Here is a 19,008-nt window from a genome sequence, read left to right on the forward strand (position 1 = left end):
CGAGGCTCCTCAGAGGACGAACTCGCTGCCGCTCCTCGACAAACGGATCTGGAGATCCGTGCTGGCGTCGCCCGGTGTGATCAGGATGCGCTGGTCGTAGTTGAGCGCCGACGTTTCTCCGTTGCCATCAAAGTCGACCCATAGCGAGATCGTGCCGTCCGCCTTGACGTCCTTGCGAAGGTACTTGCTGATCTCGCCGGGCGAAGTCGTGTCGAATCGGAAGTAGCCGAACTCGATGAGGTCACCCTCTCGGCGGTTGTAGCCGTGGATCCAGTCGCCCTCCCGGTCGGCGCCATTGCGCCACCAATAGAACACGTCGGCCGCCGCGGTGCCGTACAGATGGTCAGAAGAGCTCGTTGATGCCCTGGCGATCGAATGGCTTCCTTCGAGCTTCGCATCGACCACTCGTGTGTTCATCAATTGCCCGTCGGCAATCATGACGACATGGAGGTCCTCGTGCCCGGGTTCGGAGTCCTGGCCGTGCATGGACACGAACGCCGCATTGCCGGCCCGGTCCACCGCCACTGCCACATGCAGGCCGACCGTGTGCTGGAGCCAGTCCTGCTTGGCGGCCGTCTGCGCCGGCCCCGCCTTGACCAGCAACCCGGACTTCAGCCAGCCGTTGAGGTAACTGGAGGGCGTCCCGTCATTGGCGGTATCGACCGGGATGAACAGCACCTGGACATCTTCGTCAGCGGTGAACGCCGTGCGCTGTGAGAGCGACCCGTCCGTGGTCCTCCAGAAGTACTGCGCCGAAACCGTAGGCGCCTGAAGGTCGACGTTCAATGTGACTGCCCGCTCGCTGCTCCAGTTCCCGGCCACGTCCTGCTGCTGAACCCAGACCTCCATGGCACCCGGCTGCGCGCTGCCGAGGGAAATGCGGTCGCCGCTGCCGGTCTGGTAGCTGGCTCCGCCATCGAGGCTGTACCGCCATGCCATCGCGCCCGCTTCCTGCTTGACCTGGATCCAACTGTCCCGGTTCACGTCATTGCCGGTGTGGAACAGTGAGGAGCCAGCCTTCGTGTTGGCAATCGGATAGTTGTCGCGCGCCGCGCTGCGCAGGACGCAGTCCGGCTTGGCGGCCTGGGTGTCCAGCGTGAAGTCCAATTGCGCCGACGGGCTCGGATTGCCGCCACCGTCGGTATGGCGGACGTAAACCCGCTGGGGCCCGTCCCGGCCGAAGACGGACGCGTGAATCGAGTCGCCCACGCCGTCCGCCCAGTCGATCCCGTTCAGGCTGTATTCCCACGCCCCTCCATTGGCCAATCCGCCGACCTTGACCGTCGCCACCGACGTGATGCGGTCCGCGGCGCTGGCGCCGGTGTCCTGCGCCAGGCTCAGCGCCGGCGCCGCTGCGGCATGGACGAGCTTGAAGGCCAGCGAGGCGCTGCTGACGTTGCCCGCAGCGTCGTTCTGCCGGACCTCGACGGCGTGATCGCCGTCCGCACCGAACTCGCTCGCCGCGATGAGATTGCCGCGGCCGCTCTTCCACGGTCCATCGTCGATGCGGTAGGTCCACACGCTGTCCGGCTCGATGCCGGTCACGGCGATCTCGGCATTCCTGGTGATGCGATCGTCCGCCGTGCCCGTGTCGTTCGCCAGCGCGATCACCGGGGGCATCACCACCGTGTCCATGACGAACGCCAACTCGGCAGGCAAGCTGCGAGAGCCCGCCGCGTCGATCTGGCTCACCATCAACTGCTTGCCGCCATCGGCGCCGAGCATGCCGGGCGTCAGCACGGCGCCTTGCCCGGCCGTCCAGGTCTTGCCCTCATCCAGCGAATACTCCCAGCGCGCATCCGTCTCCAGCGCTCCGACACGGATCTCGCCGGCAGCGCCGAGCAGGCCAAGGCGCGAGGCGCCCGGTGAATGCAAGGTCAGCGTGGGCGTGTCGGGAACGCGTTGCGGCTCGGGCCCGGGTTTCAGGTCACCGCCGTCGGTCTTGTCACCGCCGTCGGTCTTGTCTCCGCCGTCAGGCTTGCTGCCGCCGTCATTCTTATCTCCGCCATTGGAGTTCTTTCCCTCGCCGGGCTTCTCGCCGTCGCCGGGCTCGGGCGGTCTGCCATTGCCCTGGCCACTGTCCTTGTCGGGAACTGGTCTGGAGCCGTCACCAGCATCCGGTCCGGGCTGCGGCGGCATCGGGGGCCGAGGCGCCGGGCCCGCCTTCTCCTCTCCGTGCGAGTCGGACTTGCCACCGCTGCCGACCAGCGTCACGGCGGACCCCGCCGTCAATGCGGCTCCCAGGAGCCAGGTCCCCATCGCGGCAAGGGATTTCTCAGTCGATCGCTCGTCCTTCCCTGCGTCCTCGGAGGGCGCAGCCGCAGTGGCGGACTCTGGCATGGCCTGCGGGACCACAGCCGCGGCGGGCGCGGCGTCTTCAGGGGCATCGCCGGACCGTGCGTCTTCGTCCAGTTGGTCGGGAGAATCGTCGCGACGTCGGCGCTTCGCACCGGCTTTCGCGAACGTGTCGTGATCAAACTCAGTTGTCGTGGGGGGGTGTTCGGTGGGATTCATCGGGTCAGTCATGGGTCGTCTCTTTCGGGCCGGGCAGTATCAAAAGCGCCGCCATGCCGCGTCGATGACCCGCAAGGCCCCGCCCGCCGCGCGCCCACCCGCCTGAAATAGGGCCTCACCTACCCGAACGCAGCAGATCCACCCCATGCAGCTGGCACCCAGATCCTCTGGTCGAACATATCTGCCCGAGAAACGGGGGGACACCGCGCCACGTAGAATCTGCGGCCTCTTTCGAGACTCCATTCATCGATGTCCAGCCACGACAAGACCGCTGCCGCTCCGGCGCCCGACAAGACGGACGCCACCGCCGTCAAGCCCAGCAACTTCCTGCGCGCGATCATCGAGCGCGACCTGGAACAGGGCTTCCAGCCGGCGCGCCACTTCGGCGGCAGTCCGGGCGACGCGGCCCACCACGCCGCCGGTCCGCTGGATCCCGCCAGGATCCGCACCCGCTTCCCGCCCGAGCCCAACGGCTACCTGCACATCGGCCACGCCAAGTCGATCTGCCTGAACTTCGGCCTGGCGCGCGACTACGGCGGCGTCTGCCACCTGCGCTTCGACGACACCAACCCCGAGAAGGAGGAACAGGAGTACGTCGACGCGATCAAGGAGATGGTCGCCTGGCTGGGCTGGAGCTGGGAGGCGCCGGATGGCACCGGTCACCTCTTCTACGCCAGCAACTACTTCGACTTCATGTACCGCGCCGCCGAGTACCTGGTGTCGCAGGGCCTGGCCTACGTCGACGAGCAGACGCCCGAAGAGATGCGCGCCAACCGCGGCGACTTCGGCACGCCGGGCAAGAACAGCCCCTTCCGCGACCGTTCTCCCGTGGAGAACCTCGCCCGCCTGCGCGAGATGCGCGACGGCAAGCACCCCGACGGCGCGATGGTGCTGCGCGCCAAGATCGACATGGCGTCGCCCAACATCAACCTGCGCGACCCGGCGCTGTATCGCATCCGCCGCGCGACGCACCACAACACCGGTGACCAGTGGTGCATCTACCCGATGTACACCTACGCGCATCCGATCGAGGACGCGCTGGAGTGCATCACCCACAGCGTCTGCACGCTGGAGTTCGAGGACCAGCGCCCGTTCTACGACTGGCTGCTCGAGCGCCTGGCCGAGGGCGGCCTGCTGGCCCGGCCGCTGCCCCACCAGTACGAGTTCGGCCGCCTGAACCTGAGCTACGTCGTGACCTCCAAGCGCAAGCTGCGCCAGCTGGTCGAAGACAAGCACGTCGACGGCTGGGACGACCCGCGCATGCCCACGCTGGTCGGCATGCGCCGCCGCGGCTACACGCCCGAATCGATCCGCGCGATGGTCGAGAGCACCGGCGCGTCCAAGACCAACGCCTGGATCGACTATTCGGTGCTGGACGGCTACCTGCGCGCCGACCTCGAAGGAAAGGCCGCCCGCGCGATGGCGGTGCTGGATCCGGTGCCGCTGAAGCTGGAGAACTATGCCGAGATCTTCGGCTCGCTCGAGCACCGCGAGCCCTGCTCCGCGCCTGCCCATCCGCATGTGCCGGAACTCGGCCAGCGCCAGTTCAGCCTCGGCCCGGCGCTGTGGATCGAGCGCGAGGACTTCATGGAGACGCCGCCCAAGGGCTACCACCGCCTGTTCCCGGGCAACAAGGCGCGCCTGAAGTACGGCTATGTCATCGAGTGCACCGGCTGCGAGAAGGACGCCGGCGGCACCGTCACCGCGGTGCTGGCGAAGCTGGTGCCCGACACCAAGAGCGGCACGCCGGGCGCGGACGCGGTCAAGGTCAAGGGCGTGATCACCTGGGTGGGGGCCCATGAGGGCGTGGCGGCCGAGCTGCGCCTATATGACCGCCTGTTCACCGAGGCACAGCCCGACGCCGGCGAGCGCAACTTCCTGGAGCTGCTGAACCCGGGCGCCAAGCGCGTCGTGCGCGGCTACCTGGAGCCGTCGCTGAAGGACGTGGCGCCGGATACGAAGGTGCAGTTTGAACGTCATGGCTACTTCGTCGCCGATCGCGTCGACCATCGTGCCGACGCGCCGGTCTTCAACAAGATCACCGGCCTGAAGGACAGCTTCGGCAAGTAAGGCTGGCCTCGCCGCCGCACCGGCTGGACCACCAACCGGACCCGTGACGGGCGCGCCCATGGCGCGCCCGTCGCCGTTTCAGGCCTTCGGCCCTTCAGGCGGCCAGCACCGCATTCGGCATCGCGGCCGTCGCCAGTTCCAGATGAGGCGGCTGCGGCCAGTCCCGGTCGAGCTCGATCCTCACCGTCGTCGGGATGCTGGGATTGCCGGCGGCATCGACTTGCACCACCGCCACGATGACGGGGCCCTGCAGCTGGTCGAACAGGCTGGCGGGCACGTCGTCGCCGGTCCAGGGGAAGAACGCCCCGCCATTGATGGAGAGCTCCAGCGTCGTGGTGGGATCGCGCCGGTCGATCCGCATCCGCGGATCAGTGGTGATGCCGTCCGTGGCCGACAGGCCCGTGTCGTTCACCAGCGAGATCCGCGGCCACGCCGGCGGCGTGGTGTCGAGGACGAACGCCAGTTCGGCCTGGCCGCTCTCGTGCCCGGCCGCGTCGCTCTGATAGACACGCACCTGCTTCGGACCATCGCCGGTCGCGGCCGCGACCCGGCCCGGGATGGAGGCCGCCTCGCCCTGCGTCCAGGTCGCGCCGTCGTCGAAGCTGTACCACCAGCGGCCATTCGGCTCGAGACCGCTGACCAGCACGGTGCCGTCATTGGTCAGCGGCCGGCCGTCGGGCGCGGTCGCGGCGATGCGCTGCAGCCCCAGCACGGCGGTCGCCGTCGACGGCGTCCCGCCCTCCATCGCCGCTTCGTGCGGCCGCGCCGGCACGACGGGCAGCGGCAATGCGCCCGGCTTCGCGTCGCCGGGCCCGCCGGCGATGAGCGCGGGCATCGCCGCCGCGCCGCCCGCGTGGCCCGCGGCCATCGCGCCGGCGCCCAGCCCGCCGAGCATCAGCGCCATCAGCGGCGTGCGGTCGTCGTCGTCCGGCGCGGGCGCCTGGGCGGCGCGGTCAGCGTCGCCAGAGCCGCCGCCAGAGCCGCCGCCAGAGCCGCCGTCAAAGCGGTGGTCAGCGCGGTCGTCAGAGCTGTCATCAAGGCGGTCATCGGAACCATCGGCCAGCGGCGCCAGCCCGGTCATCGGCAGTCGAGTGCGGAACATGTCGGATCCAGAAGAGTGGGAGGAGGCCCAAGTGTTCGCCTCGCTCGCGCCAGGCGCATCTGCCTACTCCAGTAGACGAACCCGCTCGCCCCACGGACTCCAGTAGTCGGACCGACTTGTCCGCGTGGTGGCCTCGCCGGTGCGCTGTCCGGCAGCGGCCCGGACAGCGTCCGTCCGGCGTCCGCGAACTGTCCGCGGACACATCAGCCGCCTCGCGCGCCAACGGCAAGTGCCTGATTTTCCAGGGACTTCGCGCGCCGGCCCGCCTGGCATGGGGCTTGCGAACAAGTGCGGCATCGATCACACGCGCCAACGCTCGGACACCTTCATGATTCGCGACACCTCCGGACAGGACCGCCCCCTTGCCCGCCCGCACGGACGCCGCCGCCTCTGGCTGGCGCTGGGCGGCGCGGCGCTGCTGATCGCCGCCGTCACCGCCGCGCCGGCGGTGCAGCGGATGATGGGCAGCGGCAACTCGGTGAGTCTGCAGCGGCTCTCGGTCGCCGCGGTCGAGATCGGCCCGCTGGTGCGCGACGTGGCCGGCGAGGGCAAGGTCGTCGCGGCGATGAGTCCCACCGTCTACGCGCTGCATGGCGGCAACCTGGTGCTCAAGGTCAAGGCCGGCGACAAGGTCGCCAAGGGGCAGCTGCTCGGCGAGATCGACAGCCCCGACCTGCGCGCCAAGCTCGCGCAGGAGCAGAGCAACGCCGACGCGCTGCGCACCGAGGCCCTGCGCGCCGAGGTCGATGGCCGCGAGCAGCGCGCCGCCCTGCGCTCGAGCTACGAGAACGCCGCCATCGACCTGCAGACGGCGCGCAACGACCTGGAGCGCCAGACCAAGGCCTACGAGGCCGGCGCCGTCGCCGGCATGCAGGTCGAGAAGGCGCGCGACGCGCTCGAGAAGGCCCGCATCACCGCCGCGCATGCGCAGTCGGGGCTGGGCCTGAAGGACGACAGCCTGAAGTTCGAGCTGCAGTCCAAGCAGCAGGCGCTGCAGCGCCAGCAGTTGCTGGTGAAGGACCTGGAGCGCCAGGTCGCCGAGCTGCAGCTGCGCTCGCCGGTGGACGGCCAGGTCGGCCAGTTGCTGGTGGCCGAGCGCGCCAACGTCAATGCCGGCACCGGCCTGCTGACGGTGGTCGACCTGAGCGCGCTGGAAGTGCAGATGCAGGTGCCCGAGAGCTTCGCCCGCGACCTCGCGATCGGCATGCCCGGCGAGATCGCCGGCAATGGCCGCCAGTGGCGCGGCCTGGTCAGCTCGGTGTCGCCCGAGGTGGTCAACAACGAGGTCGCCGCGCGGCTGCGTTTCGACGGCGCCCCGCCCGACCAGCTGCGCCAGAACCAGCGCCTGTCGGTGCGCGTGCTGCTGGACCGCCGCGAGAAGGTGCTGACCGTGGCGCGCGGCAGCTTCGTCGAGGACGGCGGCGGCCGCTTCGCCTACGTCGTCGAGGACGGCCAGGCCGTGAAGCGCCCGATCCGGCTGGGCGCGCAGAGCCTGTCCAAGGTCGAGATCCTGGAGGGTCTCAAGCCCGGCGACCGCGTCGTGGTCTCCGGCACCCAGGCCTTCGACGGCGCCGAGCGCGTCACGCTGAGCCCCTGAACCAACGCCCCGCTATCCCTTTCGATTTCCCTCCATCACCGCCATCACCGCCCGTGAGGACTCCCATGCTGAAGATGCAATCGCTCTCCAAGGTCTATCGCACCGAAATGATCGAGACCTACGCCCTGCGCGACTTCAACCTGCAGGTGCGCGAAGGCGAGTTCGTCGCCGTGACCGGGCCGTCGGGCTCGGGCAAGACCACCTTCCTGACCATCGCCGGCTTGCTGGAGGCCTTCAGCGGCGGCCGCTACGAGCTCGACGGCATCGACGTCAGCGGCATGGACGACACCCAGCGCTCGCGCATGCGCAACGAGAAGATCGGCTTCATCTTCCAGGCCTTCAACCTGATCCCCGACCTGAACGTGCTGGACAACATCGAGGTGCCGCTGCGCTACCGCGGCATGAAGGCCGCCGAGCGCCAGCGCCGCGCCCGCGAGGCGCTGGCCCGCGTCGGCCTGTCCGCGCGCGAGCGCCACTATCCCGCCGAGCTGTCGGGCGGCCAGCAGCAGCGCGTGGCCATCGCCCGCGCGCTGGCCGGCGAGCCGCGCCTGCTGCTCGCCGACGAACCCACCGGCAACCTCGACAGCGCGATGGCGCGCAGCGTGATGGACCTGCTCGAGGAGCTGCACCGCGACGGCGCCACCATCGTGATGGTCACGCATGATCCGCAGCTCGCCGCCCGTGCGCAGCGCAACGTGCATGTGATCGACGGCCAGGTCGTGGACATCGCCGCCGAGCTCCACATGGATCCCGCGCTGCTGCGCGCCACCCCATCCGCCGCGTCGGCCTGAGTCCATGCGCATGTCCTTTCCTTCGAGACTGGCGGCGCTGGCCGTGGCCGCGCTGTGCGCCGGCTGCTGCCTGCCCGCCGCGGCCGAGGACCTGCTCGAGGTCTACGCGCAGGCCCGCGCCGCCGACCCGGTGCTGGCGGGCGCGCGCTCGGTGCTGGGGCAGCAGCAGGAGCTCGCCGTGCAGGCCCGCGCGCCGCTGCTGCCGCAGTGGTCCGCGCAGCTGAGCGAGCAGCGCCAGGACGGCGGCGCGGGGCAGCATGGCGTCACCCACGGCATCACGCACAGCCTCACGCAGGTGCTGGTCGACCTGAGCCAGCTGCGCAGCTGGCATGCGGCGCAGACGCTGGCCGACGCCGAAGGCGCGCGCGTGCGCGCCGCCGAGGCCGACCTCTGCGCCCGCGTCGCCCGGGCCTACTTCGGCGTGCTGACGGCGCAGGCCGCGCTGACCACCGCGCAGGCCATCGAGGACGCCTACGGCCAGCAGGTCGCGCAGGCGCAATCGCGCTTCGAGGCCAAGCTGTCGGCCTCGCTCGACGTCGAGCAGGCGCGCGCCTATTTCGAGCTGGCGCGCGGCAGCACGGCCCAGGCGCGGGAGGAATTGCTCGATGCGCGCCAGGCGGTGGCGCAGCTCACCGGCCGCATGCCCGGCGCGCTGCATCCGCTGGCGCCGGAGCTGGCGATGCTGATGCCCGATCCCGCCGATCCCCAGGCCTGGGTGGCGCAGGCGCTGCGCGACAACCCCTCGCTGCAGGCGGCGTCGCTGGCGGTGACCGCCGGCGACCAGCGCGTGGCCGCGGCGCGCGCCGCCCACCTGCCGACGCTGAGCGCCGGGCTGGATGGCCAGCGGCTGTCGGGCTCCGCCGTGAACAGCGACATCACCGGCCGCTACAACACCACGGTCGGCCTGAAGCTGACGATCCCGCTGTTCGCAGGCGGCGCGACCGAATCGCAGAAGCGCCAGGCCGTGTTCCAGCGCGAGCAGCTGCGCGACGACCTCGAAGGCGCGCGCCGCGCGATGACGCGCGAGACGCAGGCGCAGTACCAGGCGGTGCTGTCGGCGCTGAGCCAGATGCGCACCGCCGGCGCGGCGGTGCAGGCGGCGGACAAGGCGCTGGCGTCCACGCGCAGCGGCCTGGACCTGGGCGCGCGCTCGATGACCGACCTGCTGCTGGCGATCCAGACGCAGAGCAACGCCCGCAATGCCTGGGAGCAGGCGCGCCACCGCTACGTGCTGTCCAAGCTGCTGCTGCAGCAGGCGGCCGGCGCGCTCGGCGAGCCGCAGCTGGCGGCCGTCAACACGCTGCTGGATCCGGCGCCGTCCGCGGCGGCGGTCACGGCGGCCCGATGAGATGAGAGAGGACCCACCATGCTGACCTACTACCTCGAGCTCGCCGTGCGCGCCCTGCGCAGCCACCGCGGCCTGACCGTGCTGATGCTGCTGTCGATCGCCATGGGCGTGGCCGCGTGCATGACGACGCTGACGCTGTTTCACGTCATGTCCGGCGATCCGATCCCGGACAAGAGCGCCCGCCTGTTCAACGTGCAGCTGGACGCCGAGCCCAAGCGCGACTGGAAGCCAGGCGACGAGCCCGAGCTGCAGCTCACGCGCTTCGATGCCGAGGCGCTGCTGCGCCAGAAGCGCGCGGTGCGCCAGGTCATGATGACCGGCGCCTTCATCGCGGTCGATCCGGCCGGTTCCGGCGACGCGGCGCAGCCGCCCTTCTTCACCGGCGGGCGCTGGACCTCGGCCGACTTCTTCGCGATGTTCGACGCGCCCTTCCGCTACGGCAACGGCTGGTCCGCCGCCGACGACAGCGCCGAGGCGCGCGTGGCGGTCATCTCCAGCACGCTCAACGAGCGGCTCTTCGGCGGCCAGGACAGCCGCGGCAAGACCGTGCGGCTGCGCGACAAGGACTTCACCGTGGTGGGCGTGCTCAAGCCGTGGCGCCCGGCGCCGCACTACTTCGACCTGACGCTGGGCGCCTACGCGAAGCCGGCGGACGTCTACGTGCCCTTGAGCACCTCGCTGGCGCTGCGCCTGGGCGCCTCCGGCAACATGAACTGCTGGGGCCGCACCGATGGCGTCGATCCCCGCGCGCCCAACGCGCCCTGCGCCTGGCTGCAGTACTGGGTGCAACTCGACACGCCGCAGCAGGTCGCCGACTACAAGACCTACCTGACGCAGTACTCGGACCAGCAGCGCGAGGCCGGGCGCTTCGAGCGCCCGTCCAATCCGCGGCTCAGCAGCGTGATGACCTGGCTGAGCCTTCAGAAGGTGGTGCCCAGCGACATCAAGCTGCAGGTGTGGCTGGCCTTCGGCTTCCTGGCGGTGTGCCTGACCAACACGGTCGGGCTGCTGCTGGCCAAGTGCCTGCGCCGCAGCGGCGAGATCGGCGTGCGGCGGGCGCTGGGCGCGCCGCGGCGGCAGATCTTCCTGCAGTTCCTGGTGGAGGCCGGCACGCTGGGCATCGCCGGCGGCCTGCTGGGACTGGCGCTGACCTGGGCCGGCCTGTGGGTGGTGCGCCAGAACCCGTCCGACTACGCCCAGCTGGCGCAGCTCGACTGGCCGATGCTGGCCACGACGCTGGGCGTGTCGCTGGCGGCCAGCCTGCTCGCCGGACTGCTGCCCGCGTGGCGCGCCTGCCAGATCACGCCCGCCATCCAGCTCAAGACGCAGTAAACCCGAGACCCGTGGCGCGGCCGCCGCCGCGCCCAAGGAGCCTTCCCCATGGACATCCTGCCCATCCTCTCCACGCTCAAGCGTCACAAGACCGCCGCCGGGCTGATCGTGCTGCAGATCGCGCTGACCTGCGCGATCGTGTGCAACGCGCTGTTCCTGATCTTCCAGCGCATCGAGCGCATCAGCGCCGACACCGGCATGGCCGAGTCCGAGCTGGTGATGTTCTCGCTGTCCAGCATGGCGCGGGTCGAGAACCCCGAGCCGCAGACGCAAGCCGACCTGGCCGCGCTGCGGCAGTTGCCGGGCGTGGCCTCGGTGACGCTGACCAACCAGTACCCGTACGGCCGCAACTCCAACAACTCCGGCGTGCGCCTGGCGCCGGACAACAAGCTGCCCAGCCGCGCTGTTGCGAGCCACTACCAGACGGGCCGCGACTTCATCCGCACCCTGGGCCTGAAGCTGGTGGCGGGCCGCGACTTCGAGCCCACCGAATACGTGGCGAATTCGTCGCTGGACGACAACCCCAATCCGCGCGTGCCGGCGGTGATCCTCAACAAGCGGCTGGCCGAGGTGCTGTGGCCGGGCGAGTCGGCGCTGGGCAAGGCGATCTACGTCTACGGCGACGAGCCCCAGCGCGTCGTCGGCGTGGTGGAGTCGCTGTCCTCGCCCAATCCCGGCTCGCAGGATGACAACACGCTGAACGCGATGATGTTCCCGGTGCAGCCGAGCTTTCGCGGCGGCAGCTTCGTGATCCGCGTCGCGCCCGGCGCCGACCGCGAGGCGGTGCTGAAGGCGGCCACGGACAAGCTGCTCGCCAACAGCCCGGGCCTGCGCCGCGTGATCCGCGACCAGGACACGATGCTCAAGCTGCGCGCGAACTACTACCGGCAGGACCGCTCGATGATCCAGCTGCTGGCCGGCGTGTGCGTGGGCCTGCTGGTGGTGACGGCCTTCGGCATCGTCGGCCTGGCCAGCTTCTGGGTGCAGCAGCGCACGCGGATGATCGGCACGCGGCGCGCGCTGGGCGCCACGCGCGGCCAGATCCTGCGCTACTTCCAGACCGAGAACCTGCTGCTGTCCACCGTGGGCATCGCGCTCGGGATGATCGGCGCCTACGGCATCAGCCTGCTGCTGATGCGGACCTACGAGTTGCCGCGGCTGCCCTTCGTCTACCTGCCCGCCGGCGCGCTGGCGTTGTGGACGCTGGGCCAGATCGCGGTGCTGGCGCCGGCGCGCCGGGCCGCGGCGCTGCCGCCGGTGGCCGCGCTGCGCGGCGGTTGAAGGCGCGTGATCCACACGATGTCCGATATGCTGCGCCACCCATGAGGACCGTCCTGATCATCGATGACCACGCCGGCGTCGGCGAGGCGCTGTCGCTGCTGCTCTCGCTGCACGACATCGAGCCGCTCTACGCGGCCTCGCCGGCCGAGGGCCTGGCGCTGCTGGGCCAGCGGCGCGTGGACCTGGTGATCCAGGACATGAACTTCAGCGCCGACACGACCTCGGGCGAGGAAGGCCGCGCGCTGTTCCAGCGCCTGCGCGAGCGCCATCCGGATCTGCCCATCATCCTGCTGACCGCGTGGACGCAGCTGGAGCAGGCCGTGGCGCTGGTGAAGGCCGGCGCGGCCGACTATCTGTCCAAGCCGTGGGACGACGCCAAGCTGCTGGCCACGGTCGAGAACCTGCTGGAGCTGGCCGAGAACGGCCGCGCGCTGCGCGAGAGCCGCCACGAGCAGCGCCAGCGCCGCGAGGAGCTGCGCCGCCGCTACCAGCTCGACGGACTGGTGTTCGAGTCGCCGGCGCTGACGCGCTGCCTGGAACTGGCCTGCCAGGTCGCGCGCTCGCCCGCGTCGGTGCTGGTGACGGGGCCCAACGGCAGCGGCAAGGAACGCATCGCGGCGATCGTGCACGCGAACTCGGCGGTGGCGGACGGGCCCTTCGTCGCGGTCAACTGCGGCGCGCTGCCGGGCGAGCTGATCGAGGCCGAGCTCTTCGGCGCGGAGAGCGGCGCCTACACCGGCGCGGCCAGCGCGCGCGAAGGCCGCTTCGAGAAGGCCGATGGCGGCACGCTCTTCCTCGACGAGATCGGCAATCTGCCGCTGGCCGGCCAGGTCAAGCTGCTGCGGGTGCTGGAGACGGGCCGCTTCGAGCGCCTGGGCTCGAGCCGCACGCGGCAGACGGTGGTGCGGGTGATCTCGGCGACGAATTCGGACCTGCGCGCGATGGTGCGGGCCGGCACCTTCCGCGAGGACCTGTACTACCGGCTCAACGTGATCGAGGTCGCGCTGCCGGGTCTGGCCGATCGGCCGCAGGACATCCTGCCGCTGGCCGAGCATTTCCTGGCTGGCCGCGCGGCGCTGAGCGACGGCGCGCGCGAAGCGCTGCTGGCGCATCCATGGCCCGGCAACGTGCGCGAGCTGAAGAACGCCATCGAGCGCGCCGCGCTGCTGGCGCCGGGCCGCGTGATCGGCGAGGCCGACCTTGCGCTGCCGGCTGCGGCGCCGCTGGCCTCGCGCAATCTGGACGAGCCCAGCCGCGAGGCGGTGGTGGCGGCGCTCGAGGCGGCCTCGGGCGTGGTGAGCCGCGCGGCGCAGTCGCTGGGGCTGTCGCGCCAGGCGCTGTACCGCCGCATGGAACGCTACGGGCTGGACGCCGGATGAAGGAGGCGCCGCGGCCGGAGCGACGCGCGGGCTGGCACCGCTCGCTGCATCTGCGGCTGGCGCTGTGCCTGATCGCCGCCGCCGTCGCGGCGGTGCTGATTCACATGACGCTGACGCTCTGGCCGGTGCCGCAGCTGGCGGCCGCGCTGGGCCGGACGCCGCTGACGCCATGGAGCTGGCAGGCGCTCGCGCTGAGCTTCGGGCTGATGCTGCCGATCGCCTGGGGACTGGCCAGTCTGCTGCTGATGCCGCTGACCAGCCTGCTGCGGGCGCTGGAGAGCACGGTGCTCAGCTACCGCGACGGCGAATTCGGCAGCGCGATCGCCGCCGATGCGCCGGGCGGGCTGTCGGAGCTGTCCAGCCTGATGCGGCTGCACAGCGAGCTGGGCCAGGCGCTGCGCGAGCAGCGGCGGCACCTGGCGCAGCGTGAGCTGCTGCTGGACACGGTGGTGCAGAACACGCCGGTGGCGCTGGTGCTGACCGACGCGCGGGAGCGCATCGCCTACGCCAACATCGCGGCGCGGCAGCTGATGGACCACGGGCGCAGCCTGGCGGGGCGCTCGCTGGACGAGGTGCTCGCGCAGGCGCCGGAGGATCTTCGGCTGGCGCTCGCCGGCGCGCAGGACGGGCTGTTCAGCGTCGGGCTGGATGGGCAGGAGGAGCGCTTCCACCTGTCGACGCGGGACTTCCGGCTGCAGGGTCAGCCGCACCGGTTGCGGCTGCTGCGGCGCATGACGCGCGAACTGTCGCGGCAGGAGGTCGCGAGCTGGAAGCGCGTGATCCGCGTGATCAGCCATGAGCTGAACAACTCGCTGGCGCCGATCTCGTCGCTGGCGCACAGCGGCGCGGAGCTGGCGCGGCGCGGCCAGCATGAGCGCGTGCCTGGCGTCTTCGCCAGCATCGGCGAGCGCGCGCAGCACCTGCACGCCTTCCTGGCCGGCTACGCGCGCTTCGCGAAGCTGCCCGCGCCGGCGCTGGCGCCGGTGGACTGGGGGCCGTTCATTGAATCGCTGGGGGCGCATTACCCGTTCACGCTGACGGGCGCGTTGCCGGCGGCGCCGGGCCGCTTCGACGCGGCGCAGATGGCGCAGGCGCTGATCAACCTGCTGAAGAACGCGCATGAGTCCGGCAGCGCGCCGGAGGGGGTGAGCCTGTCCGTCAGCGCGCCGCGCGAGGACTGGCGCATCGAGGTCGGCGACCGCGGTCCGGGGATGACCGAGACGCAGCTGTCGCAGGCGCTGCTGCCGTTCTATTCGACCAAGCGCAGCGGCAGCGGGCTGGGGCTGGCGCTGTCGCGCGAGATCGCCGAGGCCCACGGCGGCCGCATCGCGATGGGCAACCGCGAGGGCGGCGGCCTGTGGGTGGCGATCAGTTGGCCGCGCGCGTGAGGCTCACTTGTAGAAGGCTTCGACCTTGCCCTTGAGCTTGATCATCAGCGGCTGACCCTTGCGGTCCAGCGTGCGGCCGGCGGGGACCTTGATCCAGCCTTCGGAGACGCAGTACTCCTCGACGTCACGGCGCTCCTTGCCGTTGAAGAGGATGCCGATGTCGTGCTCGAAGACCGCGGCGTTGTAGTGCGCGCTGCGCGGGTCGATGGACAGGTGATCGGGCAGTTCGGGGCGGGTGGTGTCGCTCATGACAGGGTCGTGCAGGGGAATCCGGAAACGCGGCATTGTCACGCAGACGGAGGTCCTAACATCGTTCGCATGAACGCCGCCGCACATCCCCTTCCCCAGACCTCTTCTTCCGCCTCCGCCGGCTCATCCGGCTCCGCCATCGATGCCGTCACGCTGAAGGCGCTGGCGGACTTCCCCGCCCAGCTCGCGGCGCATTTCGCGCTCTTCCCGGCCGAGGCCCGGCATTGGGCGCCGCCGTCGTGGGACGGCGTGCCCAGCGAGCCGCTGACCGCGATCGAGCAGATCTGCCATGTGCGCGACATCGAGATCGAGGGCTACCAGCAGCGCATCCGGCGCACGCTGTCGGAGGACGATCCGCTGCTGCCCTCGCTGGACACGGACGCGCTGGCGCGCGATCGCCGCTACGGCGAGGACGACGCGGCTGCGGCGCTGGCCGCCTTCACGGCGGCGCGGGCGCGGACGCTGGCGATGCTGGCCGAGATCACGCCCGAGCAACTGACGCGCCGCGCACGCTTCGACGGCTATGGCCCGCTGACCTTCAAGGCGCTGATCCATTACCTGTGCAGCCATGACCAGCAGCATCTGGCGGGGCTGCAGTGGCTGCTTGGGCAACTGGATGCGGGCGATGCATCTCCAGTTTTACGCCCACTTGGACGTTGATCATTCATGAGAGCTCACCGCGGCGCTTCGGAATCATCGCGGAGTCGCCAGATCAAGGCCAAAGAACCCCGAGGAACTGAAACCGGCACCCGCCTGCCCCTGCTCGACTAGAAATAGTCCGAGTAAACCAACCTCAAAAGTGAAGCCAGGTCGGATGCCACTTTCCTCGCAGCCAAGTCCGAATTCGCATAAACCCCATCCAGCCCTACAACACATTCGACCGACGCAATTTGAGGCGAAGCATCAACGTATTCGACTCGGGTGGTATTCAATGTCGCCAATAGATCCTCAAATTCCCGTCCCGGGATCAGGTCTTCCCAAGGAAGACCTTGTCCTACAGCGGGCACCCGACTCAATACAATACGTCCCTGGGCCGTGCCGATCGGCCGGGTAGGAGACGCGAATATCGGCACACTGATATGAGTTGACATGATATTAAGACGCCGGTCAAGTAGGCGTCGGTGTTGGCAGGCCAAAACGCCTCATATGCTTCCCAATAGTGCCGTGTCTAAACCAGTCATCGATCTCTTGAACAGCGGCGGTGGCGTCAGCCACAGCGCTGCTCAAACGACCGCTGCGATTGAGCGGAAAAAATCCCTCACCGAACCACTGTTGCCAGCGCGGGTTGCGGTAGAGGCGGAAAGCATTGCTCAATGAAGAAACGTTCAACTGCGACTGCTCGAAGTGGCCCCAAGGGAGCGTTACGCCGCCGGGCGGAGCAATGCCAACATTGATGACAAATTTAGGAGCACCACGCTTGTCTAGTTGTATTTCGACGAGTTGCAGGTTGAGCCCGTCCTGGCGTTGAAATCTTCCTAGCGGGAAAGCGGTTTGCATCTCGGTGCTGCTGCGCTCTTGCGGACTAGCCGCTCGTTTCGCGAATCCGCTCGACTGCAAGGTCGGCACTAACTGTTGCTGCAAAGCATCTAGCATCTCTGCCCGCCCTGTCTGGTGTTGATGTGCCATTGCGGTCCTATTGGCAAATGCAGTTGTCCGTCGACGCGGCGCCCACACCGGCGCCAGCGGCACCACCTAAAACTGCCCCGACTTTTGTGACCCAGTCGTATGTCCAGCGCTCGACGTGATAAGCGTCACCGAGGACTCGTCGTGCAATTCGCTGCGCGCGAGTAAGCCCGGCAGTTCCAAACTTTGACTCGACGAAATATTTGACGCCATTCCGGCTCAGCCAGGCGCTGTCAACGACAGTCGTGAGCCCTTGGATTTCGACCTGTGTACCGAGTAGTGAACTACCCTTCAGCCAGTTGTTCAAGAGTGATGCAGCTTCGCCAATCTGCCCTTTAGCTGAGTTCGACAGCATCTTTGCTCCCGCTGGAAGTCCACGGGCTCCTGCTATGCCGCCGGCCGCCGTAAGCGCAGCAACGCCGGTCCACTGCCCCGCTCCATATGCACCGGAGCAGCGGTTGATCCCGCCGTTGACCCCAACAAGATTTCGGATTCGCTGGCCTTGTCCGAGGAGTAGTTCATCGCCAAGACCTGCCGAGAAATTAACGAGTTCCTGCGAGGGCTCCCGGCCTCCCGTCCAGTTGTAGATGGCACCGTACACATCATCCATTCCCCAAAGGCCATATGGGTCGTAAAAACTCAGCGGGTTGCCGTTCGCATATGCGTATGTGTTAATGCCGCCCCCAAGGCCTATCGGGTCAGTTTGGACATATCTTCCCGTCGTCCCGTCATAGTCCCGGAAGTAGTTGTAGCTCAGCCCCGACTCCTTGTCGAAGTACTGGCCCGGGAACCGCAGGTTGACGACGAGGTTTTCGAGCGAGTTGGGAATCGACTCTGCCGCCGTGGTCCCAAAGGGTTCCGAAATCCAGCGCCAGCGCACGTCGCCTGCCGCATTCACGATCACCCGCGGCGCATTCAGGTGATCGGAGTATGCGTAATACACCCGCGGCTCGGTCGTCGTCGAGTTCGTGAGCACGGCGATCAGCGTACCTCCGAGCCAAACGAATTCCTGCAGCACGCCACCGCTGCTGTTGTATTCCCCGAGTAACTGTCCGTTCTGGTCGTACGCGAAGTGAGGTTTGGAGGTGCCCGTCACCTTGCGAACGCGCTGACCCGCTGCGTCGTAGTTGAAGGTCGTCGTGACGCCCGCTCGGGTGAGCGATGCGAGCCGGTTATCCAGGCCGTAGGTCGCCGTGTAGGCGATGCCCGTGTCGCTCAGCGTGTTGCCCGCGGGGTCGTAGGCAAAGCTGCGAGCGGGGTTGGCAATGCTCGAGAGCCGGTTGCTCGTGGTCTCGGTCGTGTAGGTCGACGTGGTGCCGTTGAGCGTGAATCCTGTCCGATTCCCATTGGCGTCATAGCCGATGGTCCAGCTTGCAGTCGGCATGACGATGCCGGTGAGCCGGCCCATTTCGTCGTAGCTGAAGCTCTGGTTCATGGCCTGGGCTTCAGCGGTCACTTGGCCCGTTGTCGCGTCCAGGTGTGTATAGCTAACGATGCGATCGGCCGCGTCGTAGGTGATGTCGCGCACCACCGAGCCCAGCGGGTAACGGACCAAGCGTCCGTATTGGTCGTAGACCCGCTCCTGCGCTTTGGCGCCGGAGTTCAGCTGCATCTGCCAGCTTTGGATGGCTCCGAAGGACATCCACTGGATCTGACTGATCAGCGGCTTGGCCGCGCTGCTCCCGTCCTTGGCCAAGCTCATGCTGGCCGGCACGCCGTTGGCATAGGTGATGGTCAGCACCCGTCCCGAGGGATACGTGATGCTGGTGATGTGCCCGGCAAGGTCATAGCCGTAGCGCGTCGTGAGCACGACGGAGCCAACGGTCTGGATGACGCTGACGACTCGGCCGAAGCCGTCATAGCCGTACTTCGTGTTCCCTGCTGGACTGGTGGCCGTCGTCAGGCGGCCAATGCCCGCGCCGAAGGTGGCGCCCGTCTGGTCGTAGGTCCACGAGTAGCTCACCGTCGTCTGGCCGCTCTTCGTGTAAACCGCCGAGGTCATCCGGTCCAGGCCGTCATAGACGTAGGTGCCGAGCACGCCGCGGCTGTCGGTGCGCGTGAGCAGGTTGCCGTTCGCGTCGAAGGTGCTGTTGGCTGTACCGGTGTCGGGACTGGTGAGCTGGTTCAGGTCGCCCAGCCCGTTGCGCTGGTACGAGGTGACCAGTTGCCTCGGATCCGTGACCTGCTTGAGCTGATCGAGTCCGTCGTAGCCCAGCGTCGTCACGCCGTTGCGGGCATCGGTGTTGGTCTTCACGCGATCGAGTGCGTCGTACGCGTTGGATGTCGCAAAGCCAAAGCCGGACACGCCCTTGGCCTTGATCACCTTGGTCGGAT

At 68.8% G+C, this 19,008-nt stretch carries 14 protein-coding genes; 9 read left to right on the forward strand and 5 right to left on the reverse strand.

The features are described 5' to 3' along the window. Nucleotides 1-9: 9 nt before the first annotated feature. The gene (locus tag ABDW61_RS14625) at nt 10-2,526 is read right to left on the reverse strand and encodes a hypothetical protein (protein ID WP_343639611.1); all 2,517 of its coding nucleotides are present in this window, start codon (nt 2,524-2,526) and stop codon (nt 10-12) included. A gap of 237 nt (nt 2,527-2,763) precedes the next feature. Between ABDW61_RS14625 and ABDW61_RS14630 the strand changes: the two genes are divergently transcribed. Continuing rightward, nucleotides 2,764-4,584: a glutamine--tRNA ligase/YqeY domain fusion protein gene (locus tag ABDW61_RS14630; protein WP_343639613.1), complete on the forward strand. Its 1,821-nt coding sequence runs from the start codon at nt 2,764-2,766 to the stop codon at nt 4,582-4,584. A 94-nt stretch (nt 4,585-4,678) separates the two neighbouring features. Here the strand turns inward: ABDW61_RS14630 and ABDW61_RS14635 are convergent, their stop codons facing one another. Next, on the reverse strand, nt 4,679-5,686 hold the full coding sequence (locus ABDW61_RS14635) for a hypothetical protein (RefSeq protein WP_343639614.1): 1,008 nt from the start codon (nt 5,684-5,686) through the stop codon (nt 4,679-4,681). Between the two features lie 328 nt (nt 5,687-6,014). Here ABDW61_RS14635 and ABDW61_RS14640 point away from each other — a divergent pair, with 328 nt between their 5' ends. The 7 genes from ABDW61_RS14640 (at nt 6,015) to ABDW61_RS14670 (ending at nt 14,802) form a co-directional block, all read left to right on the forward strand. Further along, complete coding sequence (locus ABDW61_RS14640; protein WP_343639616.1) at nt 6,015-7,283, forward strand: efflux RND transporter periplasmic adaptor subunit; 1,269 nt, start codon at nt 6,015-6,017, stop codon at nt 7,281-7,283. 65 nt (nt 7,284-7,348) lie between these two features. Then, on the forward strand, nt 7,349-8,074 hold the full coding sequence (locus ABDW61_RS14645) for an ABC transporter ATP-binding protein (RefSeq protein ID WP_343639618.1): 726 nt from the start codon (nt 7,349-7,351) through the stop codon (nt 8,072-8,074). A 10-nt stretch (nt 8,075-8,084) separates the two neighbouring features. Beyond that, nucleotides 8,085-9,422: a TolC family outer membrane protein gene (locus ABDW61_RS14650; protein WP_343639620.1), complete on the forward strand. Its 1,338-nt coding sequence runs from the start codon at nt 8,085-8,087 to the stop codon at nt 9,420-9,422. 18 nt (nt 9,423-9,440) lie between these two features. Then, nucleotides 9,441-10,754, forward strand: coding sequence for an ABC transporter permease (locus ABDW61_RS14655; RefSeq protein ID WP_343639622.1), 1,314 nt, complete (start codon nt 9,441-9,443; stop codon nt 10,752-10,754). Between the two features lie 48 nt (nt 10,755-10,802). Continuing rightward, nucleotides 10,803-12,035 (forward strand): FtsX-like permease family protein, encoded by a 1,233-nt coding sequence (locus tag ABDW61_RS14660; RefSeq protein ID WP_343639624.1) that lies wholly within the window; start codon nt 10,803-10,805, stop codon nt 12,033-12,035. A 41-nt stretch (nt 12,036-12,076) separates the two neighbouring features. Continuing rightward, nucleotides 12,077-13,414: a sigma-54 dependent transcriptional regulator gene (locus tag ABDW61_RS14665; RefSeq protein ID WP_343639626.1), complete on the forward strand. Its 1,338-nt coding sequence runs from the start codon at nt 12,077-12,079 to the stop codon at nt 13,412-13,414. After that, on the forward strand, nt 13,411-14,802 hold the full coding sequence (locus tag ABDW61_RS14670; protein WP_343639628.1) for a HAMP domain-containing sensor histidine kinase: 1,392 nt from the start codon (nt 13,411-13,413) through the stop codon (nt 14,800-14,802). Before ABDW61_RS14665 ends, ABDW61_RS14670 begins: the two co-directional genes overlap by 4 nt. Nucleotides 14,803-14,805: 3 nt before the next feature. Here the strand turns inward: ABDW61_RS14670 and ABDW61_RS14675 are convergent, their stop codons facing one another. Then, a complete protein-coding gene (locus ABDW61_RS14675; RefSeq protein ID WP_343639630.1) occupies nt 14,806-15,051 on the reverse strand; it encodes a DUF3297 family protein in 246 nt (81 codons plus the stop codon). A gap of 69 nt (nt 15,052-15,120) precedes the next feature. Here ABDW61_RS14675 and ABDW61_RS14680 point away from each other — a divergent pair, with 69 nt between their 5' ends. Further along, the gene (locus ABDW61_RS14680; RefSeq protein WP_343639631.1) at nt 15,121-15,711 is read left to right on the forward strand and encodes a DinB family protein; all 591 of its coding nucleotides are present in this window, start codon (nt 15,121-15,123) and stop codon (nt 15,709-15,711) included. A gap of 447 nt (nt 15,712-16,158) precedes the next feature. Here ABDW61_RS14680 and ABDW61_RS14685 read toward each other — a convergent pair whose 3' ends face one another. Together ABDW61_RS14685 and ABDW61_RS14690 are read right to left on the reverse strand one after the other, a co-directional pair. Beyond that, the gene (locus tag ABDW61_RS14685) at nt 16,159-16,548 is read right to left on the reverse strand and encodes a hypothetical protein (RefSeq protein ID WP_343639632.1); all 390 of its coding nucleotides are present in this window, start codon (nt 16,546-16,548) and stop codon (nt 16,159-16,161) included. Nucleotides 16,549-16,684: 136 nt separating this feature from the next. Next, nucleotides 16,685-19,008, reverse strand: a 2,324-nt coding sequence (locus ABDW61_RS14690) for an RHS repeat-associated core domain-containing protein (protein WP_343639633.1), incomplete at its 5' end; no start/stop codon positions are given.

The organism is Roseateles sp. (genome assembly GCF_039595595.1).
Lineage (GTDB): Bacteria > Pseudomonadota > Gammaproteobacteria > Burkholderiales > Burkholderiaceae_C > Roseateles.

Excerpts from the sequence above, each read along its gene's own strand:
- ABDW61_RS14630 (WP_343639613.1), top strand. The coding sequence starts at position 2,764 with ATGTCCAGCCACGACAAGACCGCTGCCGCTCCGGCGCCCGACAAGACG.
- ABDW61_RS14660 (WP_343639624.1), top strand. The coding sequence starts at position 10,803 with ATGGACATCCTGCCCATCCTCTCCACGCTCAAGCGTCACAAGACCGCC.
- ABDW61_RS14665 (WP_343639626.1), top strand. The coding sequence starts at position 12,077 with ATGAGGACCGTCCTGATCATCGATGACCACGCCGGCGTCGGCGAGGCG.
- ABDW61_RS14680 (WP_343639631.1), top strand. The coding sequence starts at position 15,121 with ATGAACGCCGCCGCACATCCCCTTCCCCAGACCTCTTCTTCCGCCTCC.
- ABDW61_RS14625 (WP_343639611.1), bottom strand. The coding sequence starts at position 2,526 with ATGACTGACCCGATGAATCCCACCGAACACCCCCCCACGACAACTGAG.
- ABDW61_RS14655 (WP_343639622.1), top strand. The coding sequence starts at position 9,441 with ATGCTGACCTACTACCTCGAGCTCGCCGTGCGCGCCCTGCGCAGCCAC.
- ABDW61_RS14675 (WP_343639630.1), bottom strand. The coding sequence starts at position 15,051 with ATGAGCGACACCACCCGCCCCGAACTGCCCGATCACCTGTCCATCGAC.
- ABDW61_RS14645 (WP_343639618.1), top strand. The coding sequence starts at position 7,349 with ATGCTGAAGATGCAATCGCTCTCCAAGGTCTATCGCACCGAAATGATC.
- ABDW61_RS14650 (WP_343639620.1), top strand. The coding sequence starts at position 8,085 with ATGTCCTTTCCTTCGAGACTGGCGGCGCTGGCCGTGGCCGCGCTGTGC.
- ABDW61_RS14640 (WP_343639616.1), top strand. The coding sequence starts at position 6,015 with ATGATTCGCGACACCTCCGGACAGGACCGCCCCCTTGCCCGCCCGCAC.
- ABDW61_RS14635 (WP_343639614.1), bottom strand. The coding sequence starts at position 5,686 with ATGTTCCGCACTCGACTGCCGATGACCGGGCTGGCGCCGCTGGCCGAT.
- ABDW61_RS14670 (WP_343639628.1), top strand. The coding sequence starts at position 13,411 with ATGAAGGAGGCGCCGCGGCCGGAGCGACGCGCGGGCTGGCACCGCTCG.
- ABDW61_RS14685 (WP_343639632.1), bottom strand. The coding sequence starts at position 16,548 with ATGCAAACCGCTTTCCCGCTAGGAAGATTTCAACGCCAGGACGGGCTC.